This is a genomic window from Adlercreutzia sp. ZJ154 (assembly GCF_011039055.1).
Taxonomy (GTDB): Bacteria; Actinomycetota; Coriobacteriia; order Coriobacteriales; family Eggerthellaceae; genus Adlercreutzia_A.
In genome coordinates this window covers 167,898-187,078 of the sequence record NZ_JAAKEF010000001.1, presented here as the reverse complement: position 1 = coordinate 187,078, position 19,181 = coordinate 167,898, and the positions used below count along the sequence as shown (strand labels likewise).

The following is a 19,181-nucleotide window of genomic DNA, read 5'->3' as shown; positions in this document are numbered from 1 at the left end:
ATTGAAGCAAGTTACACTATATTCAGATGGCAGCGCGCGCGGTAATCCGGGAAATGGCGGTTACGGCGCGCTTCTGCTGTATAAAGGCGCTGATGGGAAGAATTACGAAATGCGCCTTTCTAAAGGTTTTCGTTTAACTACCAATAATCGCATGGAGATCCTTGGCGTTATAGCTGCGCTTGAAGTTTTAAATCAGCCATGCAAAGTAGATGTATACACCGATTCGCAGTATGTATGCAATGCATTCAATAAAGGATGGATTGCTAAATGGCAGGATTGTGGCTGGAAAAAAACTAAATCTACGCCCATTAAAAATGTAGATTTATGGAAGCGATTGCTCTTAGCTATGGCACCGCATAATGTTACATTTAATTGGGTGCGCGGTCATGCGGGCAACAATTACAACGAAGAGTGCGACAGGCTTGCTACCGAGGCGGCAGACTCTAGAAGTTTAGAAATTGACATAGAATATGAAGGTCTAAATCAGACTTCTTTCAATTTGGATCAGTCCGCGTCGTAGTAATCTTTCTGTATGCGTCTTTTGCTATTTGGGAATAAGCGGGCATACATGTTCATGAAGTAATTATCAGTCATGGAAGCTATATAGTCGGCAACGATGCGGTTCGGCTCTTGCGATAGATAAGCGTCCGCTGTTAGCGAATGCGACATTTTTACAAGCGATTTTACGTGTTGTCTAAAAATTGGCGATTCATGGCGCTCGTTTACTAAATCATCTAATAGGCGCGCATACATTTCCTCAAACATGGTTTCCACGACATTGTCCGGTTTATCAAGTATGCCCTCCTGCGAATATATAACCTGATAATTTTGACGTTTCGCCAGCTTTAAGTCATCGAAAACCTCTCGGCTCATGGCAATTTTATTAGAACCGTAGCTATTGTTTACTATATCTGCTGTTACATTATTAATAATGCGGGCATTATCGCGTCCAATTACAGAGCTGTCGAACATATCAAGCGAATTAATAACACCCATCTCTATCGCATCTTGTCTGTCTTTGCCTAAATACGCAATCATATCGCTTACGCGTACAACGCATCCTTCTAAAGTAGATGGTCGCAATGTGCCTATAACCTGTTCGTCTTTATTGCACGCCTCAACCATTTCATCTAGCTGCTCAAATGTTTCTACATTGCCGCATTCAAGTGTTTGGCATGCAAATTCTCCATTATGAGTAATAACTCCATCTAGTGTCTGTAGCGATAAATTTCTGGGGTAGAGCTGGTCTAGTACACGAACTGAGTGTACGTTGTGATGAAAGTAGCGTCCTGTACGTTTGTGGTAACTTTCAGATAGATAGCGCTCTCCTGCATGTCCGAATGGCGTATGTCCTATGTCGTGACCTAACGCTATAGCCTCAATCAGATTCGTATTCAAACCTAGTAGCGTACCGATTCCTTGCGCTACTCGATTTACTAGCTGAACATGAAGCATGCGTCGTGAAATGTCATCATTTTCTACTAAGCTGAAAACCTGCGTTTTGCCGGAGTAGCGATTATAGGCTGGAAGATTAACAATTTTTTCTACATCGCGCATGAAGGCAGGGCGAGTTAGCGTTGCCTGGTCGTGCTCTTTGCTTGAGCGACGCACTACATTTTCATCGCGAAAGCGGAACGGATGAAGCCTACCCGCCGCTCTGTCGGCTATTATTGACTTTTCGATTTCTGGATCGAGTGAAAGGTAGGGTATTTCTTCTTTTTGTAAATTGCTCATATGAATTATCTCCGCTCATATCTTTTTTCGAAATGATAGCATTCATATTCAATTTCTTGGTTGTAGTGTTTTATGATTCTCGTTTAGAGATTAAGGAGTAAATATTTGTAAATGATTAGCGATAGCGACATACAGAAAGTTCGTGAAGCTACAGACATTGTGGCGCTGTTTGCCGAAAGGCAGCAGATGCGCCAACGCGGTCGCGATTTTTGGTGTTGCTGCCCTTTTCATAGCGAGCGCACGCCTTCATGCAAAGTGGATCCCAACACGCAATTGTGGCATTGTTTTGGGTGTGGGGAAGGCGGCGATGTTTTCAGCTATGTAATGAAAGCTGAAGATATGACATTTGTTGAAGCGGTACATTTTTTAGCTGACAAAGCGCACGTAGATATTGAAGAGACTGAAGGAAAGGGAATTTCGCGAGGTCATAAACAGCGTCTGCGCGATGTGTGTAAAGCTGCGGCGGATTTCTTCCATAATCAACTTATGCGCGGTGTGTCTAGCGGCGCGGCGCGTGCTAGACAATATTTGGCTGGTCGTAATTTTGGTGGCGATGTGCCTAAGAATTGGAACTTAGGCTATGCGCCCGGGTCAACTTCTCTTGTAGATTATTTGACATCGCTTAATTTTAAAGCTGAAGAAATGCTAGATGCCAACGTGGCTTCGTGCGATTCTAGCGGACGTATGCGCGATAGATTTTTTGACAGAGTTATGTTTCCGATAAACGATGCGTCAGGCGAGTGCATAGCTTTTGGCGGCAGAATTATTGGGGATGGTAATCCGAAGTATTTAAACTCTCAGGAAACGGCAATATTTCATAAATCGCAAGTTTTGTATGGACTAGACAAAGCAAAAACGCAGATGGCTTCTAGTGGCTCTGCGATAGTGGTTGAGGGTTACACAGATGTAATAGCATTACATGAAGCTGGAATACGCAATGCTGTAGCAACGCTTGGAACGGCGTTAACCATGCAACATATAAGACTGCTGTCTCGTCATGCAGGTAGACGTATTGTTTATTTATTTGATGGCGACGAAGCTGGACAGCGTGCAGCTGAAAGGGCGCTGCAGTTCATTGACTACGCTATGACTCCTGAAGCCGGTAAAACAAAAATGGAAATTTGTGCTGTAACTTTGCCGAACGGGCTTGATCCTGCGGAATTTGTAGCAGCGCATGGTAAATCTGGGTTAGACGATTTGCTGCAAAATGCAAAACCGTTAATCGTGTATGGGATAGAACGCCGTATAGCAAAGCATGATATAGGAACAGCAGAGGGACGTAGTGCTGCTCTTGTTGATGCCTTGCAGATTTTAATTCCGATAAAAGAATCGGTGCTAGCTAAAGACTATGCAGCTCAAATTGCTGGTATGGTGCATGTTAGGGAAGCCGATGCTCTTGAGAAATTGGCATCGCTTAAACAACCTAGTCGCAAAAGTTATGCAGCAGAATCAGAGAAACCAAATACGGTGCGTACAACAACGCTTCCAGAGGCAGAGATGAATCGCCTTCGCTTTGAACGCGAATTTTTAGGATTGGCAGCGCAAAATCCACTTTTAGCTTTAGGTTTTGCTGACACTATGTCAAAAACTCGTTGGCACGATAAACAGCATTGCTGTATTGCGGATGCTATAGTTGCAGCATTAATGGAAAACCCCGGCATATCTGCTGCCGATTTAGTAGCGAAGGCATCGCTAGTCAGTAAATATGCTCCGGCTATACTAACTGCAGCGGAAGTGTCGGATGGATCTAGCGCTGCTGATAAGCTGGCATACTTAGCTAATGAAATATCTATAGGGGATGGCGAAGAGGCTATGGCTGCCCTAAAGGCTAAATTAATTGCTGGGAATGTAGAAGATGCAGATGCGGCGTTTAATGAGTTGGTAGCCATGCAGCGCCGTTTAACTGAACTGCGTCAAACAAGAAATTTATCTTAGCGGATTTTTGGCGTATGTAATGGACACTTTTATCTGTTCGATTCACAATATTACTTAAAACATTGGCGCATGATATTCAAGGAGAGTTTGATGAGTCTGAAAATTGTTCAATCGCCCGATCCTAGTTTGCTGGAAGTATGTGAAGAGTGCGTTGTAGGCGATCGCGATTTGCTAAAACTAGGAAAGCAGATGGCGAAAATTATGTACGCAAATAATGGATGCGGCATCGCTGCACCGCAAGTTGGAAAGAAAATACGCTTTGTTGTAATAGATGTAGATTGGGATGGCGAAAACGCTTCTACACGCAATCCAATTTTTCTTGTTAATCCAACAGTGGAAGAACTTCGTGGCGATAAAGTAGTCGATAAAGAGGCATGTTTGTCTTGTCCCGGAATTAGTGTTCCTGTAGCTAGACAGCCTTGGGCACGCGTGCGCTATTTTGATTTAGACGGTGAAGAGTGGGAAATAGAAGGCGATGGTCTTTTGGGTCGTTGTCTTCAGCATGAAATAGACCATTTAGATGGGCGCACTTTGTTTGAAGCCTGCGAGCCCTCTGTTCGCATAAAAGCCATTCAAGCTTATGATAAGGCTCTTGCTATGGGTGCTAAGCCAGGAGAATCGATGGTAGAGGTGGAGGCATAATATGCGGATTGTCTTTATGGGGACACCTGCATTTTCTGCAACTATATTGGAAGAAATAGCGAATGCTTTCGATGTTGTAGGTGTATTTACCCGTCCGGATGCTGTCAGAAATCGGGGTAAGAAACTAGAGCCTTCGCCCGTAAAAGAACTTGCACTTAGTTTAGATATTCCTGTTTTTACACCTACTACGTTAAAAGAAGCCGATTCTTTGCGTGTAATTAAGGAATTAAAACCAGATGTTATATGTGTTGCTGCATACGGTGCCATTTTGCCGAAAGAAGTGTTAAACATACCAGCGCATGGTTGTTTGAACGTACATGCCTCTATTCTTCCTAGATGGAGAGGTGCTGCCCCTATACAGCATGCAATTCTCGCTGGAGACAAAGAAATTGGCGTGTGCATAATGCGTATGGAAGAGGGTTTAGATACGGGCGACTATTGCATTGTTCGCCGTGTTGACACACAGGGAAAAGATGCTGCGTATTTAACCGATGAGTTAGCAAATCTTGGTGCCAGAGCACTTGTTAGCGCATTAGCACAACTCGATAGCGGCTCTGTCATGTGGGTTAAGCAAGATGAAGCGAATGCAACCTATGCTCATAAAATAGAGAAAGGTCAGCTCGATCTAAGTGCCGACATTTCTGCCGAGCAAAATTTGTGCCGAGTGCTTGCTTCTGACGATGCGCATCCCGCTAGATGCACCGTAGCCGACAAACCGGTTCGCATTGTAAAAGCTAAACTTGCCGATAATTTCAATGGTGCTACTTCCGGGTGTGTTGCGTGGCATGAAAAGCATCTCTATCTAGGTTGTTCTAATGCTTCTATAGAAGTGTTAGAGCTAAAACCCAGCGGCAAGCGTCAAATGCTAGCTTCTGAATTTGTGGCTGGCAATGCAATATTGCGTGCGGGCGAGGCGGTCTGGAGCTAATGGGGCGCTTAAGCCCCGCGCGCATAGCTGCACTTGAGGCTACTTCTCAAGTTAGGAAGCGGGATGCTTTTGTGCGCGATATTCTGCCTTCTGTTTTGAATAAATATACTCTTCGTAGCAGCGATAGGGCTTTTGCTTCGCTTTTGTCTATTGGCGTAGTTCAAATGCAAGGAACGCTAGATGCGATATTAGATCGGGCGATGAATTCTCCAAGCGATGTAAAGCCAAATCTTCGCGATGCGCTGCGCATATCGGTATATGAAATGTTCTATCTTGGGCGCGATTTATATGCTGCGATAGATCAGGGTGTCGAACTTGCAGCTTATGTAGCACCGCGGACTAGGGGTTTGGCGAATGCGGTATTGCGAAAAGCTTCAGTAATTATTGCTGATATTTTGTCTGAAGATGCTGCAAAAAGTGTAGGTGCTGCTGCGTTGCATTTTGGGTTTCCTGAGTGGTTGGCTAGCAATTTGTCAGAGTGGATGGGTCTGTCTGCGGCGTGTAAATTCATGGAAGTCTCAAATGAGCAACCCCCTGTGTTTGTGTCTATAAATTCATTGCGTATATCTGATACGAAGGCGAAAAATAAACTTATTGATGCATCTGTTGAATTTGAAACGATTGATTGTATTTCAGGATGTTTGAAATTGTCTAATTCGTCCGATATCGGCATGAAAACAGTTATAGACATGATAAACGCCGGCGAACTTATTGTTTCCGATGCTGCTGCGCAGATGGTTGCGCAAAAGGTTGTCGAATATACTAAGCATTCGCTTTTGGAAATTGGTGCTGGTCGTGGCACGAAAACAGTGCTTTTGCAAAATTTCTATAACAGGAAATGCGGCGGCGCGGCTACAAAATTGGAAGGACTGCGTTCAGAAGCTTTGCAGCCTTCACTCCGTCCTTCCAATTTTGCTTTATCGTCGTGTGGCGAAGAATGCAACAAACAAATAGAACGGTTTGTGTGTGTTGATAATGTAGAGAGCAAAGAGGCGCTTTTATACGAGCGCGTTGCCGCTTGCGGTGCGCATGTATCTGATGCAATTACCGCAGATGCAACCAATCTTAAAAGCGCTATTGGAAGTGAATGCTTCGATACTGTGTTTATCGATACGCCATGTACAGGGCTTGGCACGCTTCGCCGGCATCCGGAAATAAGATGGCGATTGACGCAAGACTCAATACATAAGGCTGCTGAACTAGATTTGCGTTTGCTTACGGAAGCTTCTTTGCATGTTAAACCCATGGGTAATCTTGTATATGCGACATGCACAGTTACACCAAATGAGAACATGGATACAATACGCGCCTTTTTAGAAAGTCCACAAGGTGAGTCTTTCCATTTGTTGGAAAATTGCGGCACTTTTACAACGCAGCTTTCAAGCAACGGCTGCGACAGTCATTTCTGTGCCGTAATGGTGAAAAATAACTGACCATGTGCGCATCTTGGACTAATATATATCATTCAAATCTAAACTTAGATATGAAAGGCAATCATGGAACCAAATATCAAAGAGGTTGCGAATCGCATAAGGGTTCTTCGCGAAGATCTTGGATACACATTGGAAGATATGGCGCAGGCTACAGGAAGGTCTGTTGAGGAATATGAGGCTCAAGAATCGGGCACTCAAGACCTTACTTTCACTTTCTTGTATAAGTGCGCTAATAAACTAAAAGTTGATGTTATAGAGCTTCTAACTGGTGAAACTCCGCATCTTAGTGGATATTGCGTGACAAAAAATAATGACGGACTTGTTATTAAGCGCCGCGCTGGTTTTGAATACTTACACAAAGCGCCGCATTTTCGCAATAAACTAGCCGAGCCTTTCTTGGTTACTGCTCCTTATATTGCCGAAGAACAGGATAAGCCTATACATCTTTCCTATCATGAAGGTCAAGAATTAGACTTCATTATTTCTGGTCATTTACGCTTCGCCTATGAAGATCATATTGAGGAAGTTGGACCCGGAGATATGCTTATGTATAACTCTGGGCGCGGGCACGGAATGATAGCTACAGGCGGCAAACCCTGTAAATTCCTAGCAGTAGTTATGAAAGCTCCGGGTAAGGAAATTATTTAGGTGCGCACTGAGTATTCGGTTGTGCACCTAAAACATCTGTTGTCCATACCCGTTGCAGCTACTGCTGCCAGTTCTCAGGAATTAGATATGAGAGATATAAACCTTAGATATGTCGATGAAGAATACGATGAAAATGGTCTTCTAACTAAATTTGAGTTACATAATGAACCCGATTACAACTTTGCTTACGATGTTGTAGACGATATAGCGCTAAACGACCCCACAAGGCGTGCTATGGTGTGGTGCAATCCTGAAGGAGAGGAACACATTTTCACCTTCGCCGATATGAAGAAGTGGTCGGATAAAACTGCTAACTTTTTGTCTGAGATCGGTATAGGCAGAGGCGATAAAGTTATGGTAGTGCTAAGGCGGCATTATCAGTTTTGGTTCGTTGCACTTGCCTTAGCAAAACTAGGTGCCGTTATGGTGCCGGCTACATTCATGCTTAAAGAACACGATATGATTTATCGTCTTAATGGAGCAGGAATAAAAGCTGTTATAGCTACGAGTGCGGGTGATGTTGCCGATGTGGTAGATGCCGTTGTAGGCGAGTGCCCTACAGTAGAAAAGCTAATTTTGGTAAACCCGGCTGGAGCCGGCATGACAAAGCGCGACGATAACGGCAATCTTTTGGATGGCGGCGAAGGCTTTGGCGCTGCCTTATCTGGCGAGGATGGCATATGTGCATTGCCTGTTAATCGCAGCGGATGGATAGATTTCAATACGGAAGTTCGCAAAGCATCTGATTCTTTTACAAAGCGAGAAACATTGGCTGAAGAGCCTATGTTGTTATATTTCTCGTCTGGTACAGCGGGAAACCCGAAGATGGTTATGCATAATAGCCTGTATTCATTAGGGCATTTGATAACTGCGAAGCATTGGCACAATGTTCGTCCAGATGGAATTCATTTTACGATAGCTGACACGGGATGGGGCAAAGCTGTTTGGGGTAAATTCTATGGGCAATGGCTTATGGAAGCATGTGTATTAACATACGATTTTGATAGGTTTCATGCCGGAGAAATTCTAAGCCTAATAGGTCGCTACGGTGTTACTACTTTCTGCGCACCTCCTACAATGTATCGTCTTATGATGCAGGAAAATTTGGCTGACTTCGACCTATCTTCACTTGAGTATTCCACTACTGCTGGTGAAGCACTAAATCCAGATTTATTTGATTTCTGGAAAGAGAATACTGGACTTACTATTTATGAGGGATTTGGTCAGACTGAAACCCCACTAACAATAGGCAATCTTACAAACTCTACGCCGCGTCCGGGTTCGATGGGTAAACCCGTGCCTTTATACAATGTTGCCATAATGCGTGAAGACGGTACTTTTTGCGATGTTGGCGAAACTGGCGAGATCTGCATAAATGTTGATCCGCATCCTGCAGGCATAATGATGGAGTATTACCGGGATGCGGAAAAAACTGCTGCCACCATGCACGACGGCTGGTATCACACCGGTGATACTGCTTGGGAAGATGAAGATGGTTATTATTGGTACGTGGGGCGCAATGATGACGTTATAAAATCCAGCGGATACCGCATAGGACCTTTCGAGATAGAAAGCGTTATGCTTGAACATCCTGCAGTACGCGAATGCGCTGTTACTGGCGTGCCTGACGATCTTCGGGGTATGCTAGTGAAAGCTACGGTTGTATTGGCGGAGGGCTTTGAAGGTTCTGATGAACTTACAAGCGAACTTCAGACGTGGGTAAAAGAGAATACGGCACCTTATAAGTATCCGCGCATTATTGAATACGCTGACGATTTACCTCGTACCGTCAACGGTAAGATACGGCGTGTTGCCATACGTGAAGCCGATCAGAGACAGACGGTTCCTGAGGGCTTGGTATAATCCAGATAGAGTAAGCCAGCTGAAGTGGGCCGCGATCTCAAAGCGTGGCCCGCTTTCATTAGGACGAGAGGTTGGACTTATGGGCAAAGTTGTTATCGATGAAAGTTTTTGTAAAGGGTGCGGTATATGCGTAAGTGTATGTCCGCAGTCTATTCTGAAACTTGATACGGAAACTATAACGCCAAAGGGATATAACCCGGCTATGTGTATAAATGAACAAGCATGTACTGGGTGTGCTTCGTGTGCACTGATGTGTCCCGATGTGGCTATAAGAGTTTACCGGGAGGTGAGGGCATGAGCGAGAGAGTTTTAATGAAGGGCAATGAAGCGCTAGCTGAAGCTGCCATGCGCGCTGGTTGCCGATACTTTTTTGGATATCCAATAACACCGCAAACTGAGTTAGCGGCTTATATGTCAAAGCATATGCCAAAACGCAATGGAGTTTATCTTCAAGCGGAAAGCGAAATAGCTGCCATAAACATGGTGTATGGAGCTGCTTCTTGCGGGAAGCGAGCTATGACTTCATCTTCAAGCCCCGGAATTTCTTTGAAGACTGAAGGTATTTCATATATGGCAGGTGCCGATCTTCCAGCTGTAATAATTAATGTGCAGCGTGGAGGTCCGGGGCTTGGCAGTATTCAGCCTTCACAAAGCGATTATTGGCAAGCTACGCGCGCTATGGGTCATGGCGATTTCTATTTGCCAGTATTTGCGCCATCGACTGTACAAGAGGCGGCTGATTTAGTTTATGAGGCTTTTGATGTTGCTGATAAATATCGCACACCAGTAGTTATTCTGGCAGATGGCATGCTTGGGCAAATGATGGAGCCGGTTGTGTTGCCTGACGAGCGTAACTTGGAAGACTTGCCGGAAAAGCCATGGGCAACCGATGGGCATCATGGAAAGCGCACTCATAATATTGTTAACTCGCTGTTCTTAGATGCGCAGGAGTTGTGCGACAAGAATGTAGAGAGATTTGCTCGCTACGATCAAATAAAGCGCGATGAAGTTCGTGTAGAAGAATATTTAACACAAGATGCAGATGTTGTAGTTGTAGCGTTTGGAGCCGCTGCGCGTATAGCGCGTAGTGCTGTAAACGACGCTCGCTCTAAAGGAATTAAGGCTGGATTAATTCGCCCTATAACGCTTTGGCCATATCCGGTACAGGCGATAGAGAATTGCAATGCCCGAGCGTTCCTTGTGGTGGAAATGAATATGGGTCAAATGGTTGAAGATGTGCGTCTTGCTGTAAACGGTGCTGCACCTGTGGAATTTTTCGGGCGGACTGGTGGTGTTATCCCAAGACCAGATGAGGTTTTGGAGCAAATAGTTGCTATAAGCGAGAAAGTGGGTGAGTAGCATGGCAAATGAAATGGAATGCGTATTCGAGCGTCCAAAGTCGCTGCTTCCCGTTGTTACTAACTATTGTCCGGGATGCACGCATGGTATTGTCGAGCGTTTAGTTGCCGAATGTATTGATGAATTCAATATGGAAGGAGAAACGGTTGGCGTTGTACCTGTTGGCTGCTCTGTTATGGCATATGACTTTTTTGGCTGCGACATGATAGAGGCGGCGCACGGTAGAGCTCCGGCGGTGGCTACTGCTGTAAAGCGTGTATTTCCCGACTATCTCGTATTTGCCTATCAAGGCGATGGCGACCTAGCATCTATTGGCATGGCTGAGACGATTCACGCAGCAACTCGCGGCGAAAATATAACCATAATTTTCATCAACAATGCAATATATGGCATGACTGGCGGGCAAATGGCTCCAACAAGTTTGCCGCATCAGGTTACGCAAACATCTCCATATGGTAGAAATCCTGCATATGCTGGTTATCCCATTCGTGTGTGCGAGTTGCTTTCGTCGCTTGATGGAGTTGCTTATCTAGAGCGCGTAACAGTAGATTCTCCAAAAAATGTCCGCAAGGCAAAAAAGGCAATAAAACGCGGTTTTCAGAACCAGTTAGATAAAGTGGGCTATTCACTTATAGAGGTTGTTAGCACATGTCCAACAAATTGGGGTATGTCGCCTGAAAAGGCGTTTGAATGGATGCGCGAAAATATGTTGCCATATTATCCGTTGGGTGTATACAAAGATATTCAAGCTGAAGGTTATGCAGATGCTGCAGAGGCTGCTACAGCTCGTGCAGCGGCATGTCCGATGGTTTCCGAATACGAAAGGAGCAGTAGCGCTGATGTCTAAAGATATACAAGCCGTGCTTGCCGGATTCGGTGGTCAGGGTACTCTTTTTGCTGGTAAAGTTATTGCTTATGCAGGGCTTATTGAAGATAGATACGTTTCGTGGTTTCCGTCGTATGGACCAGAAATGCGCGGAGGTACTGCGAATTGTTCTGTTACTTTGTCGGTAGAGCCGATTGGCAGCCCCCTAGTTACTGAACCAGATGCAGTTATAGCAATGAATCAACCTTCTTATGATAAGTTTGTTGAAGAGGCATCTTCCGGAGCTGCTGTCGTTTTTGACAGCGATCTTGTAGAGCCCGGCGATAGTCGTAGCGACATCCAAAAGATTGGAATTCCTGCCGCCAGAATTGCGCAAGACGCTGAAATGGGCAAACTTGCCAATATTGTGCTTTTAGGAAAACTGTGGTCTATAACGCATTTTTGCGAAAGGGCTACGCTAGATGAAGCTATTAAAAAGTGCGTTCCTCCATCTAAAGCGCATTTGGTCGATATGAACAAACGCGCACTTGAGATGGGGATAGATGCTTAATGCTCCTAGAGAAAGGGGTAATAATGGACTGTGATATGAAAGAACTTGCGCAGCGTATTCAAGGATTACGCGAAGCATGTGATGTTTCTGCACAGGAAATGGCGGATGATATAGGCGTATCTCTTGAAACGTATAAGCAGTGGGAAAACTATGCCGACAATGTGCCTATTTCGGCTATTTATCATATGGCTCATCGTTTTGGCGTGGATATGACAGAGATATTGACAGGCACGGCTGCCAAGCTAGACACATATCATGTGGTACGGCGCGGCGAAGGTCGTGTAGTCGATCGTCATCCGGGTTATCACTTCGAGGATATGGCATGGCGCTATCGCAATAAAATGATGCAACCGCTTGTAGTAATACTAGAACCTAGCAGCGATGCGGTAGAACTAATAACGCATAAAGGTCAGGAATTCAATTTTGTGATTGAGGGTTCTGTTATTGTAACTGTGGGTGACAAGGAATTTACCTTAAACGAGTGGGATAGTATTTATTTCAACCCAGAAATACCGCACGGTCAGCGCTGCGCTGGCAATTCAGTAGCAAAATTCGTAACGATAATTGCTGAGTAGGATAAGATGGATTACATACTAAAGAAATATCTTCCCCGTATAGAATTTGATTCCTACGAGGATTTTGTCGAAAATTTTCGCATAGATGTACCGGAAGCCTTCAATTTCGGGTTTGATGTTGTTGACGAATGGGCGCGTGTACAACCTGAAAAACGCGCTATGCTATGGATTAATGATGCGGGCGAGCAGCGCACATTTACCTTCACCGACATTTCGCGCCTGTCTAATAAAACAGCTAATGCACTTGCGCGATTAGGCATAGGCAAAGGCGATGTAGTGATGTGTATTTTACGCCGTCGATGGGAATATTGGGTTGTAGCCGTTGCTCTTGCAAAACTTGGTGCAACCATTATTCCGGCATCGCTTCAGCTTACGAAGAAAGATATAGTTTTTCGCGCCAATAGCGCCAATGTGAAGACTATGGTATGTGTGTCTGACAATTACGTACTTACTCAGGTTGAAGAAGCGCTGCCTGAATCGCCTACCATTCAAAACGTTATTATTGCAGCAGGTCAGCGTGAAGGTTGGCTTTCATTTGACGAGCTGATTGCCAGTGAATCTGATGTATTTGAGCGACCTGTTGGCAATGCTGGGGTAACAAGCAAAGATACTATGCTTATTTATTTTACTAGCGGAACTACTGGCAATCCGAAAGCTGTTATGCATAATTTTGCGCATCCGCTTGGGCATATTATTACGGCTAAATACTGGCAGCAGGTTCAAGAGGACAAGCTGCATATGAGTGTGACCGATTCTGGTTGGGCGAAATTTGGCTGGGGTAAGATATACGGTCAATGGCTTTCGGGTGCTAGCATTTTTACCTACGACATGAATAAATTTATACCAGCAAAATTATTGCAGGTTATGCAAGATTACGAGCTAACTACATTCTGCGCACCCCCTACAATGTACCGCTTTATGCTTCAAGAGGATGTGGCTTCATACGATTTATCTAGCATTCAGAACTTCGCTACAGCAGGTGAGCCACTGAATGCTGAAGTAACAATACAGTGGGAAAAACTTACTGGTAAGAAAATTCGCGAAGGGTTTGGACAAACTGAAGGACCAGTGTTGTTGGCAACTTTCCCATGGATAGAACCGCGTCCGGGCTCTATGGGTAAGCCTTCGCCATTATTAAACGTGAAGCTTTTAGACGAGTCTGGCGCGGAAGTACCGGAAGGCGAAGAAGGCGCCATTTGCGTGACAGGCTTGCGTGAGGCATATCCACCGGGTTTATTTGTTGGCTATTATGGCAATGATGAAGCTACACGGGAATCTGTTGGTGGTGATTATTACAACCTTCACGATATGGCATGGCGCGATTCCGATGGTTATTGCTTCTTTGTTGGTCGAAACGATGATGTAATTAAATGTTCGGGTTATCGAATAGGACCATTTGAGGTTGAAAGTGCGCTTGTAGAGCATCCGGCGGTTGTTGAATGCGCTGTTACCGCTGCGCCTGACCCGATAAGGGGAAAGGTAGTAAAGGCAACAATAGTGTTGGCGAAAGGATATGAGCCATCTGACGAGTTGGTGCGAGAGTTGCAAGAACACGTAAAGCATACAACGGCACCTTATAAATATCCGCGTATCGTGGAGTTTACAGATGAACTTCCAAAGACTATTGGTGGAAAAATTAAGCGTAAACTTATCCGTACTAATGATGGGCTTGATTAGCAGATTTGTATCCTCGTAGAAGGAGAAGACCGTGCTGCCGTATTTTAAGAAGTACTCGATAATTGCTTGCGTTATAGGTATTGCTCCATCAATTCTTGTAACTACTGTGTATCCGCTATTTACAGGCACAATAATGGCAGCGTCTGTTGGTGGTTTGCTGCTTCTGTTTGTAATATTTTTTGCATCGCTTACGCTGGGCGTGAATATGATGGAACGCAAGGCTGAAAAAGACACGACGGATATGCTTTCCCTATATAACGATAAGTGCGACCCGCAGGCATTAATCGATAAGGGTAAAACGGTTGCTGCAAATATTACATTTCCATGCAAGGATACGGGTGCGTGGTTTATGTCATATTATGCGCAAGCCATGCTAGATGTAGGCAATAAAGACGATGCTTTGAATGTAGAGCGCGGGCTTCGCAGCAGTATGCAAGCGGCAAAAAAGCCACAGGCTAAAGTTGGCATTCTAGTGAATTTAATACCGCTTGTTGATAAAACAGGCGGTACTGAGCAGGCTATGCAGCTTATTCAGGAGGGACTGCAAATTTCAGAAGGCGATCCTAGTCCTATAGCGGCAACTAGGCGAGCATACCTAACTAGTCAAGATAAAATAATGAAAGTGCGCGCTTCTGGCGATGCGTTAGAAGCTGTAAAGATGGATGAATCTATTATAGGAAGCACCGAATATCCCATGCGAATTCGTGTAGAAGCGGCGTGGGCGCAGGCGCGGGCTTACTTCAGATTGGCTGACGCAGCAGGAGAGCGAACAGCGCTAGATTTTGTAATAAAGCATGGTAATAAGTTGGCATTGGTAAGCCAAGCACAACAGCGTTTGAGCGCTTTAGGCTAGACTTTTTGCGTGGAGGGAAACTATGGTCATACTGGATGCTCCTTATGCTTCGGATATGTTGCTTAGTTGGCTAGAGGAATCACAACATCCTGTTTTGACGAATTGCTTCACACGCTCTATTGATGGATTTAAGCTAAATTTAGTAGATGATGCTACAGCTATTTCGCTAATAGATTCAGGGCAGCGAGTATATACAAATTCAGAAAATGCGCTGGCGTGGATTATGGAAAATACCCACGCCGATTCGCTTAAACACGGTATATCTGTATTTAAAGATAAACTTGAAATGCGTCGGGTTCTTAAAGATTTGGATAAAAATCTGTTCTTCAAAGAGTGTGCAGCAGATGAACTAGCTGTAATTAATTATTCTGAATTGCCAGAAACAATAGTGTTAAAACCCGCTGTGGGCTTTTGTAGCATGGGTGTATATGTAATTAATAATGCACAAGAGTGGCAAAACGCACTTGAAGATATAAAGCGCGATTCGGCGCGCTGGCAGCAAATGTATCCCGATAGCGTTGTTAATGCCGGGCGCTTTATTATTGAGGATTATATCTGTGGGCAAGAATATGCAATCGATGCGTTCTTCGATTCGCAGGGTAAAGTGCATGTATTAAATGTTTTGAAGCACGATTTTGCGTCTGCGGAAGATACAAGCGATCGAATGTATACCACAGGTGCAGATATTTATGCGCAAATGGCACCAGTGTTTACAGACTGGCTTCAGAAGGTAAATGAAGTTGTGCGAGTGCGCGACTTTCCTATACATGTGGAAGTGCGCGTTAATGGACAGCATGTAAGTCCCATCGAGTTTAATCCTATGCGTTTTGCGGGGCTTGGCGGCACAGATGTGTCGCAGTATGCGTTTGGATTTAAGACATATCAGGCTTATTTAGATAATGCTATACCGGATATGTCTGCTTATAAGTTGCATACTGAAAAAGTATTCACAATGTCGCTTTTGAATCCGCCAGCAGGTACAGATGGTACCGAAAACTTCGACTATGATGCTTTTATTGAAAACTTTCAGGTGGTTCATGAGATGCGTAAATTCGACGTATCGAAAGTTGGAAATTACGGTTTCCTATTTATCGAAACAACTCCAGATAGCTCAGAATTAGATTTCTTAATGCATGATGATTTAAGCAGATTTATCGAGAAACGCTAACCTTGTTGCCGACAATGCGGGGATATGGCGAGATTCCCTGCATTGTCGGCAATCCTCATAGGAGTTAAAGTCGGCGGGATTGGCGTGCGAGGACGAGAACCTTCGAGCCTACTCGTAATCGTAAGAACGATCGGGGCGTGAAAAGGCGGCCGTTGCTATCGCCAGTATGACGCCGACGAGCGCATAGCTCCAAAGCGCATGGACGCCAGAGTTCCATATCGTGATTCCAGGGACGTTCGATACTATGTCATTCAGGCTTGCATCGGTAAACGTCTCAACGATCCATGGTAGGATGGGTTCGGGAAACGCCTCAAGAGAGACCCATCCTGCAATCGCGCCGATCAGAAGCAAGAGTCCGGCGGCGAGTGCGGCAAGCCAGAGACGGATTTGCGCCAAGCCTCCGAAGAACAGCATGACCAGAAACGACATGACCCACAGTTCGCCGATGGACGGCAGAAGCACGTTTGTATAGTGATAGGCGTTGACGAGTATCAGATAGTCGCCAATGGCCACTAGGATCGATAAGAGGGCAGATGCCAACGCAGCGACAACGAGGCGCCTCACGCGGACTGCGAACGTGGCACCGCGCCGTATGGGGTATGCAACCGATAGCAGCAACGACGCCACTATAGGCGGCAGCAGGAGCCAGACGTGACACAGCGGGTCTACGTCGCGCTCGCCTATTTCCCCCGAGATGCTGCTGCCGGGATATTCCGAGCTTGCACTGAGACCGGCCGTGTTAAGAAGACGTGTGATGCTCGAGCCGACTTGCTGTTGCAGGACGGGGTCGGTCGTTTTTTCGACCACCACATCGACAACGGCGTTCTTCACGTCTTCCGTACTGTTGGTTATGTTTTGGGTTGTTTCGTTGATTTTGCGCTTCGTGTAGTCCTCAGGGATGACGATGGCTCCTGTCACCTCCTCGTTTTCGAGCGCCGTGTTCAGTTCGTCTTGCGTCTTGTACGTCTTGAACTCTATGGAATAGGAGTTGAGATGAGTCTCGCTGCTGCCGGGCGTCGCCGTGAAGAGCTCGCCGCTCGTCAGCTTCTCGACCATTTGGGACCCGAGGTTGCTTTGGCCTTGGGAGGTCTGCACACCCTCGTCTAGCGAGACAATACCCAGCTTCGTGTCGCGCGGGTCGGACGTCAGGAACGTGTAGAAAAGAAGAGCCAGCAAGAACAGGAGCAATGCGAGGGCGAAAAGTATGATGTGTCCGTGCTGTTTTTTGTGATACCTCTTCGCCATGAGGGCATTATATATGAATCACGCGCTCCAAACAATATTCGTCGCGGACACCGTATTTGCAGATGGGCAGATAGACAGACTCTTCGCGCCCAGCTCGGAGATCAGCGTCTGGACGATCACCATGCCGGGGTCACAGCGAGCACCGGCACCAAAAACGTCGAGTGGACCCTTGGTCGCCCCGTTGTTTGGAGGGAGCGATGTTGCGACTTACGTCGAGAAGTTCGCTCACGCCGCATAATCCATTCGCCATGATGATCGAACAGGAAGGCAGCGTTTCTGGCGGAGCTCTTCAGGCTACAAGACATCTAATGGCTGACACTTTCTCGAAACAAGGGCTCCCTTTTCCATTCTCTTCTTATCTGGATACGCAAACCAAGAACGGAAGACCTTGGAATAAGATTATAGATATCATTTAGGAGCTCTCCATCGAAACAACTGGCAATAAACGTCAGGCAGAAGCCATTTATATCCATCTATTCACTATAAGAGCGCAAGATTTCATCGGTGGAGGTGCGGCGCTTGTATTGACCTCCGCATACATTAAAGCGCGTGGTATAGATGATTCCATTCGTAAGACGCAATTGAAGCTGGCGTACAAGGACGTGTCATATGCGTGTGTCATATAATTAGCGGGAATGGAATTTAATCTGAAAGGATAAGTTATGCCGGTTAAATCTCCTCAGCATCGACCGCCTCAAGATATGAACTGCCCAATGCTTCCCATTGTGGATGGTTGCGCTCATGGAAAATGCCGATTCTGCGACATATTTACAGATATTCCCTTTACAGCGCTACCTATGGAAACCGTAATATCTGATATTGAGGGAATTGCAAAATATTCAACCGCCATAACTAGACGCATTTATCTTACCGGTGGTAATCCTTTTACATTGCCTACTAAGCGTCTAATTGAAGTGTTTGACGAGGTAGAAAAGCGCATCCCTACAGTAAATAGCTATGGTGGATTTTGTCGCATAGCCGATATTGCCAATAAAAGCGATGAAGATCTTGCGCTGCTTGCAAGTAGAGGCGTAGACGACATAGCTATAGGTGCAGAAAGTGGATTTGACGAAGCGTTAGCTTTTATGCGCAAAGGTCATACCGCTGCAGATATCATCGAGCAAGCAAAACGTCTTCATAAAGCTGGTATAAGTTTTACTTTCTTCTACCTTACAGGAATGGCTGGTGCGGGGCATACAGAGGAAAATGCTATCGCATCTGCAAAAGTTTTCAGCGAAGCTGCGCCAAAGCGCATTCTGATAGTTACAATGACTCCAACTAAAACATGGCCCTTAGCAGCCGACATACAAGCGGGTAGATGGAAAGTACCCACGGAAATTGAAATGGCGCACGAGATACGTACCCTTATCGCAAATTTGGATTGCGACTGTACGGTGAACTGTTCGCACGATACTGACATTCTGCGTTTTCAGGGTAGAGTTCCCGAAAACCAAGAAAAAATGCTGGAATTGCTTGACAATCTAATACCCAAAATGAACGAGCAAGCATCTAGGCGCATGCGCGAAATGCTTCATAAAGCCACTTTCTAGTTGGTTGGGTATTTATCATTGGCACTGCACATTAGCATGCTTAAAAATTAATTGAAGAATAGGGGTTACTTGGTGCACGGGTTCGTGGCATACTGTTCCGTGACCTTTAAAAGCGGTACAGAGAGACCGACAAGGCACGCAGCTTAAACACGGCAGCTTTTCTCGGTTCATCTGTACGCACTCGACCAGTAAGGA

18 protein-coding genes are annotated in these 19,181 nt (G+C 45.4%); 16 read left to right on the top strand and 2 right to left on the bottom strand.

Annotation, left to right across the window (positions count from 1 at the left end):
* Position 1 precedes the first annotated feature (1 nt).
* Positions 2 to 520, top strand: a complete 519-nt coding sequence (gene rnhA, locus G7Y37_RS00880) for a ribonuclease HI (RefSeq protein WP_165060307.1) — start codon at positions 2 to 4, stop codon at positions 518 to 520.
* Here rnhA and G7Y37_RS00875 read toward each other — a convergent pair.
* Positions 505 to 1,734: a deoxyguanosinetriphosphate triphosphohydrolase family protein gene (locus tag G7Y37_RS00875; protein ID WP_165060304.1), complete on the bottom strand. Its 1,230-nt coding sequence runs from the start codon at positions 1,732 to 1,734 to the stop codon at positions 505 to 507. The two genes, rnhA and G7Y37_RS00875, sit on opposite strands and share 16 nt — an antisense overlap.
* A gap of 111 nt (positions 1,735 to 1,845) precedes the next feature.
* Here G7Y37_RS00875 and dnaG point away from each other — a divergent pair, with 111 nt between their 5' ends.
* The 14 genes from dnaG (at position 1,846) to G7Y37_RS00805 (ending at position 16,191) form a co-directional block, all read left to right on the top strand.
* Entirely contained in the window at positions 1,846 to 3,669 is a 1,824-nt protein-coding gene (dnaG, locus tag G7Y37_RS00870) for a DNA primase (RefSeq protein WP_241155939.1), read from the top strand.
* A gap of 90 nt (positions 3,670 to 3,759) precedes the next feature.
* Entirely contained in the window at positions 3,760 to 4,311 is a 552-nt protein-coding gene (gene def, locus G7Y37_RS00865; protein WP_165060301.1) for a peptide deformylase, read from the top strand.
* A 1-nt stretch (position 4,312) separates the two neighbouring features.
* The gene (gene fmt, locus G7Y37_RS00860; RefSeq protein ID WP_165060299.1) at positions 4,313 to 5,239 is read left to right on the top strand and encodes a methionyl-tRNA formyltransferase; all 927 of its coding nucleotides are present in this window, start codon (positions 4,313 to 4,315) and stop codon (positions 5,237 to 5,239) included.
* Positions 5,239 to 6,672 (top strand): RsmB/NOP family class I SAM-dependent RNA methyltransferase, encoded by a 1,434-nt coding sequence (locus G7Y37_RS00855; RefSeq protein WP_165060297.1) that lies wholly within the window; start codon positions 5,239 to 5,241, stop codon positions 6,670 to 6,672. The genes fmt and G7Y37_RS00855 overlap by 1 nt, the downstream gene beginning before the upstream one ends.
* 63 nt (positions 6,673 to 6,735) lie before the next feature.
* Positions 6,736 to 7,320: a helix-turn-helix domain-containing protein gene (locus tag G7Y37_RS00850; RefSeq protein WP_165060295.1), complete on the top strand. Its 585-nt coding sequence runs from the start codon at positions 6,736 to 6,738 to the stop codon at positions 7,318 to 7,320.
* Positions 7,321 to 9,183, top strand: a complete 1,863-nt coding sequence (locus G7Y37_RS00845; RefSeq protein ID WP_241155938.1) for an AMP-binding protein — start codon at positions 7,321 to 7,323, stop codon at positions 9,181 to 9,183.
* 79 nt (positions 9,184 to 9,262) lie between these two features.
* Positions 9,263 to 9,481, top strand: a complete 219-nt coding sequence (locus G7Y37_RS00840) for a 4Fe-4S binding protein (RefSeq protein WP_165060293.1) — start codon at positions 9,263 to 9,265, stop codon at positions 9,479 to 9,481.
* Positions 9,478 to 10,542, top strand: coding sequence for a 3-methyl-2-oxobutanoate dehydrogenase subunit VorB (locus tag G7Y37_RS00835; protein ID WP_165060291.1), 1,065 nt, complete (start codon positions 9,478 to 9,480; stop codon positions 10,540 to 10,542). The genes G7Y37_RS00840 and G7Y37_RS00835 overlap by 4 nt, the downstream gene beginning before the upstream one ends.
* 1 nt (position 10,543) lies before the next feature.
* Positions 10,544 to 11,389, top strand: coding sequence for a thiamine pyrophosphate-dependent enzyme (locus tag G7Y37_RS00830; protein ID WP_165060289.1), 846 nt, complete (start codon positions 10,544 to 10,546; stop codon positions 11,387 to 11,389).
* Positions 11,382 to 11,918, top strand: a complete 537-nt coding sequence (locus G7Y37_RS00825) for a 2-oxoacid:acceptor oxidoreductase family protein (RefSeq protein WP_165060287.1) — start codon at positions 11,382 to 11,384, stop codon at positions 11,916 to 11,918. The genes G7Y37_RS00830 and G7Y37_RS00825 overlap by 8 nt, the downstream gene beginning before the upstream one ends.
* Before the next feature lie 23 nt (positions 11,919 to 11,941).
* Positions 11,942 to 12,493, top strand: a complete 552-nt coding sequence (locus G7Y37_RS00820) for a helix-turn-helix domain-containing protein (protein ID WP_165060285.1) — start codon at positions 11,942 to 11,944, stop codon at positions 12,491 to 12,493.
* A 6-nt stretch (positions 12,494 to 12,499) separates the two neighbouring features.
* Positions 12,500 to 14,170, top strand: a complete 1,671-nt coding sequence (locus G7Y37_RS00815; protein ID WP_165060283.1) for an AMP-binding protein — start codon at positions 12,500 to 12,502, stop codon at positions 14,168 to 14,170.
* A 31-nt stretch (positions 14,171 to 14,201) separates the two neighbouring features.
* Positions 14,202 to 15,023: a hypothetical protein gene (locus tag G7Y37_RS00810; RefSeq protein WP_165060282.1), complete on the top strand. Its 822-nt coding sequence runs from the start codon at positions 14,202 to 14,204 to the stop codon at positions 15,021 to 15,023.
* 22 nt (positions 15,024 to 15,045) lie between these two features.
* Positions 15,046 to 16,191: an ATP-grasp domain-containing protein gene (locus tag G7Y37_RS00805; protein ID WP_165060280.1), complete on the top strand. Its 1,146-nt coding sequence runs from the start codon at positions 15,046 to 15,048 to the stop codon at positions 16,189 to 16,191.
* A gap of 108 nt (positions 16,192 to 16,299) precedes the next feature.
* On the opposite strand, the gene G7Y37_RS00800 is transcribed toward G7Y37_RS00805, so the two are convergent.
* Complete coding sequence (locus G7Y37_RS00800; RefSeq protein ID WP_165060279.1) at positions 16,300 to 17,436, bottom strand: ABC transporter permease; 1,137 nt, start codon at positions 17,434 to 17,436, stop codon at positions 16,300 to 16,302.
* Between the two features lie 662 nt (positions 17,437 to 18,098).
* Between G7Y37_RS00800 and G7Y37_RS00795 the strand changes: the two genes are divergently transcribed.
* Positions 18,099 to 18,986 (top strand): radical SAM protein, encoded by an 888-nt coding sequence (locus tag G7Y37_RS00795; protein ID WP_165060277.1) that lies wholly within the window; start codon positions 18,099 to 18,101, stop codon positions 18,984 to 18,986.
* Positions 18,987 to 19,181 lie beyond the last annotated feature (195 nt).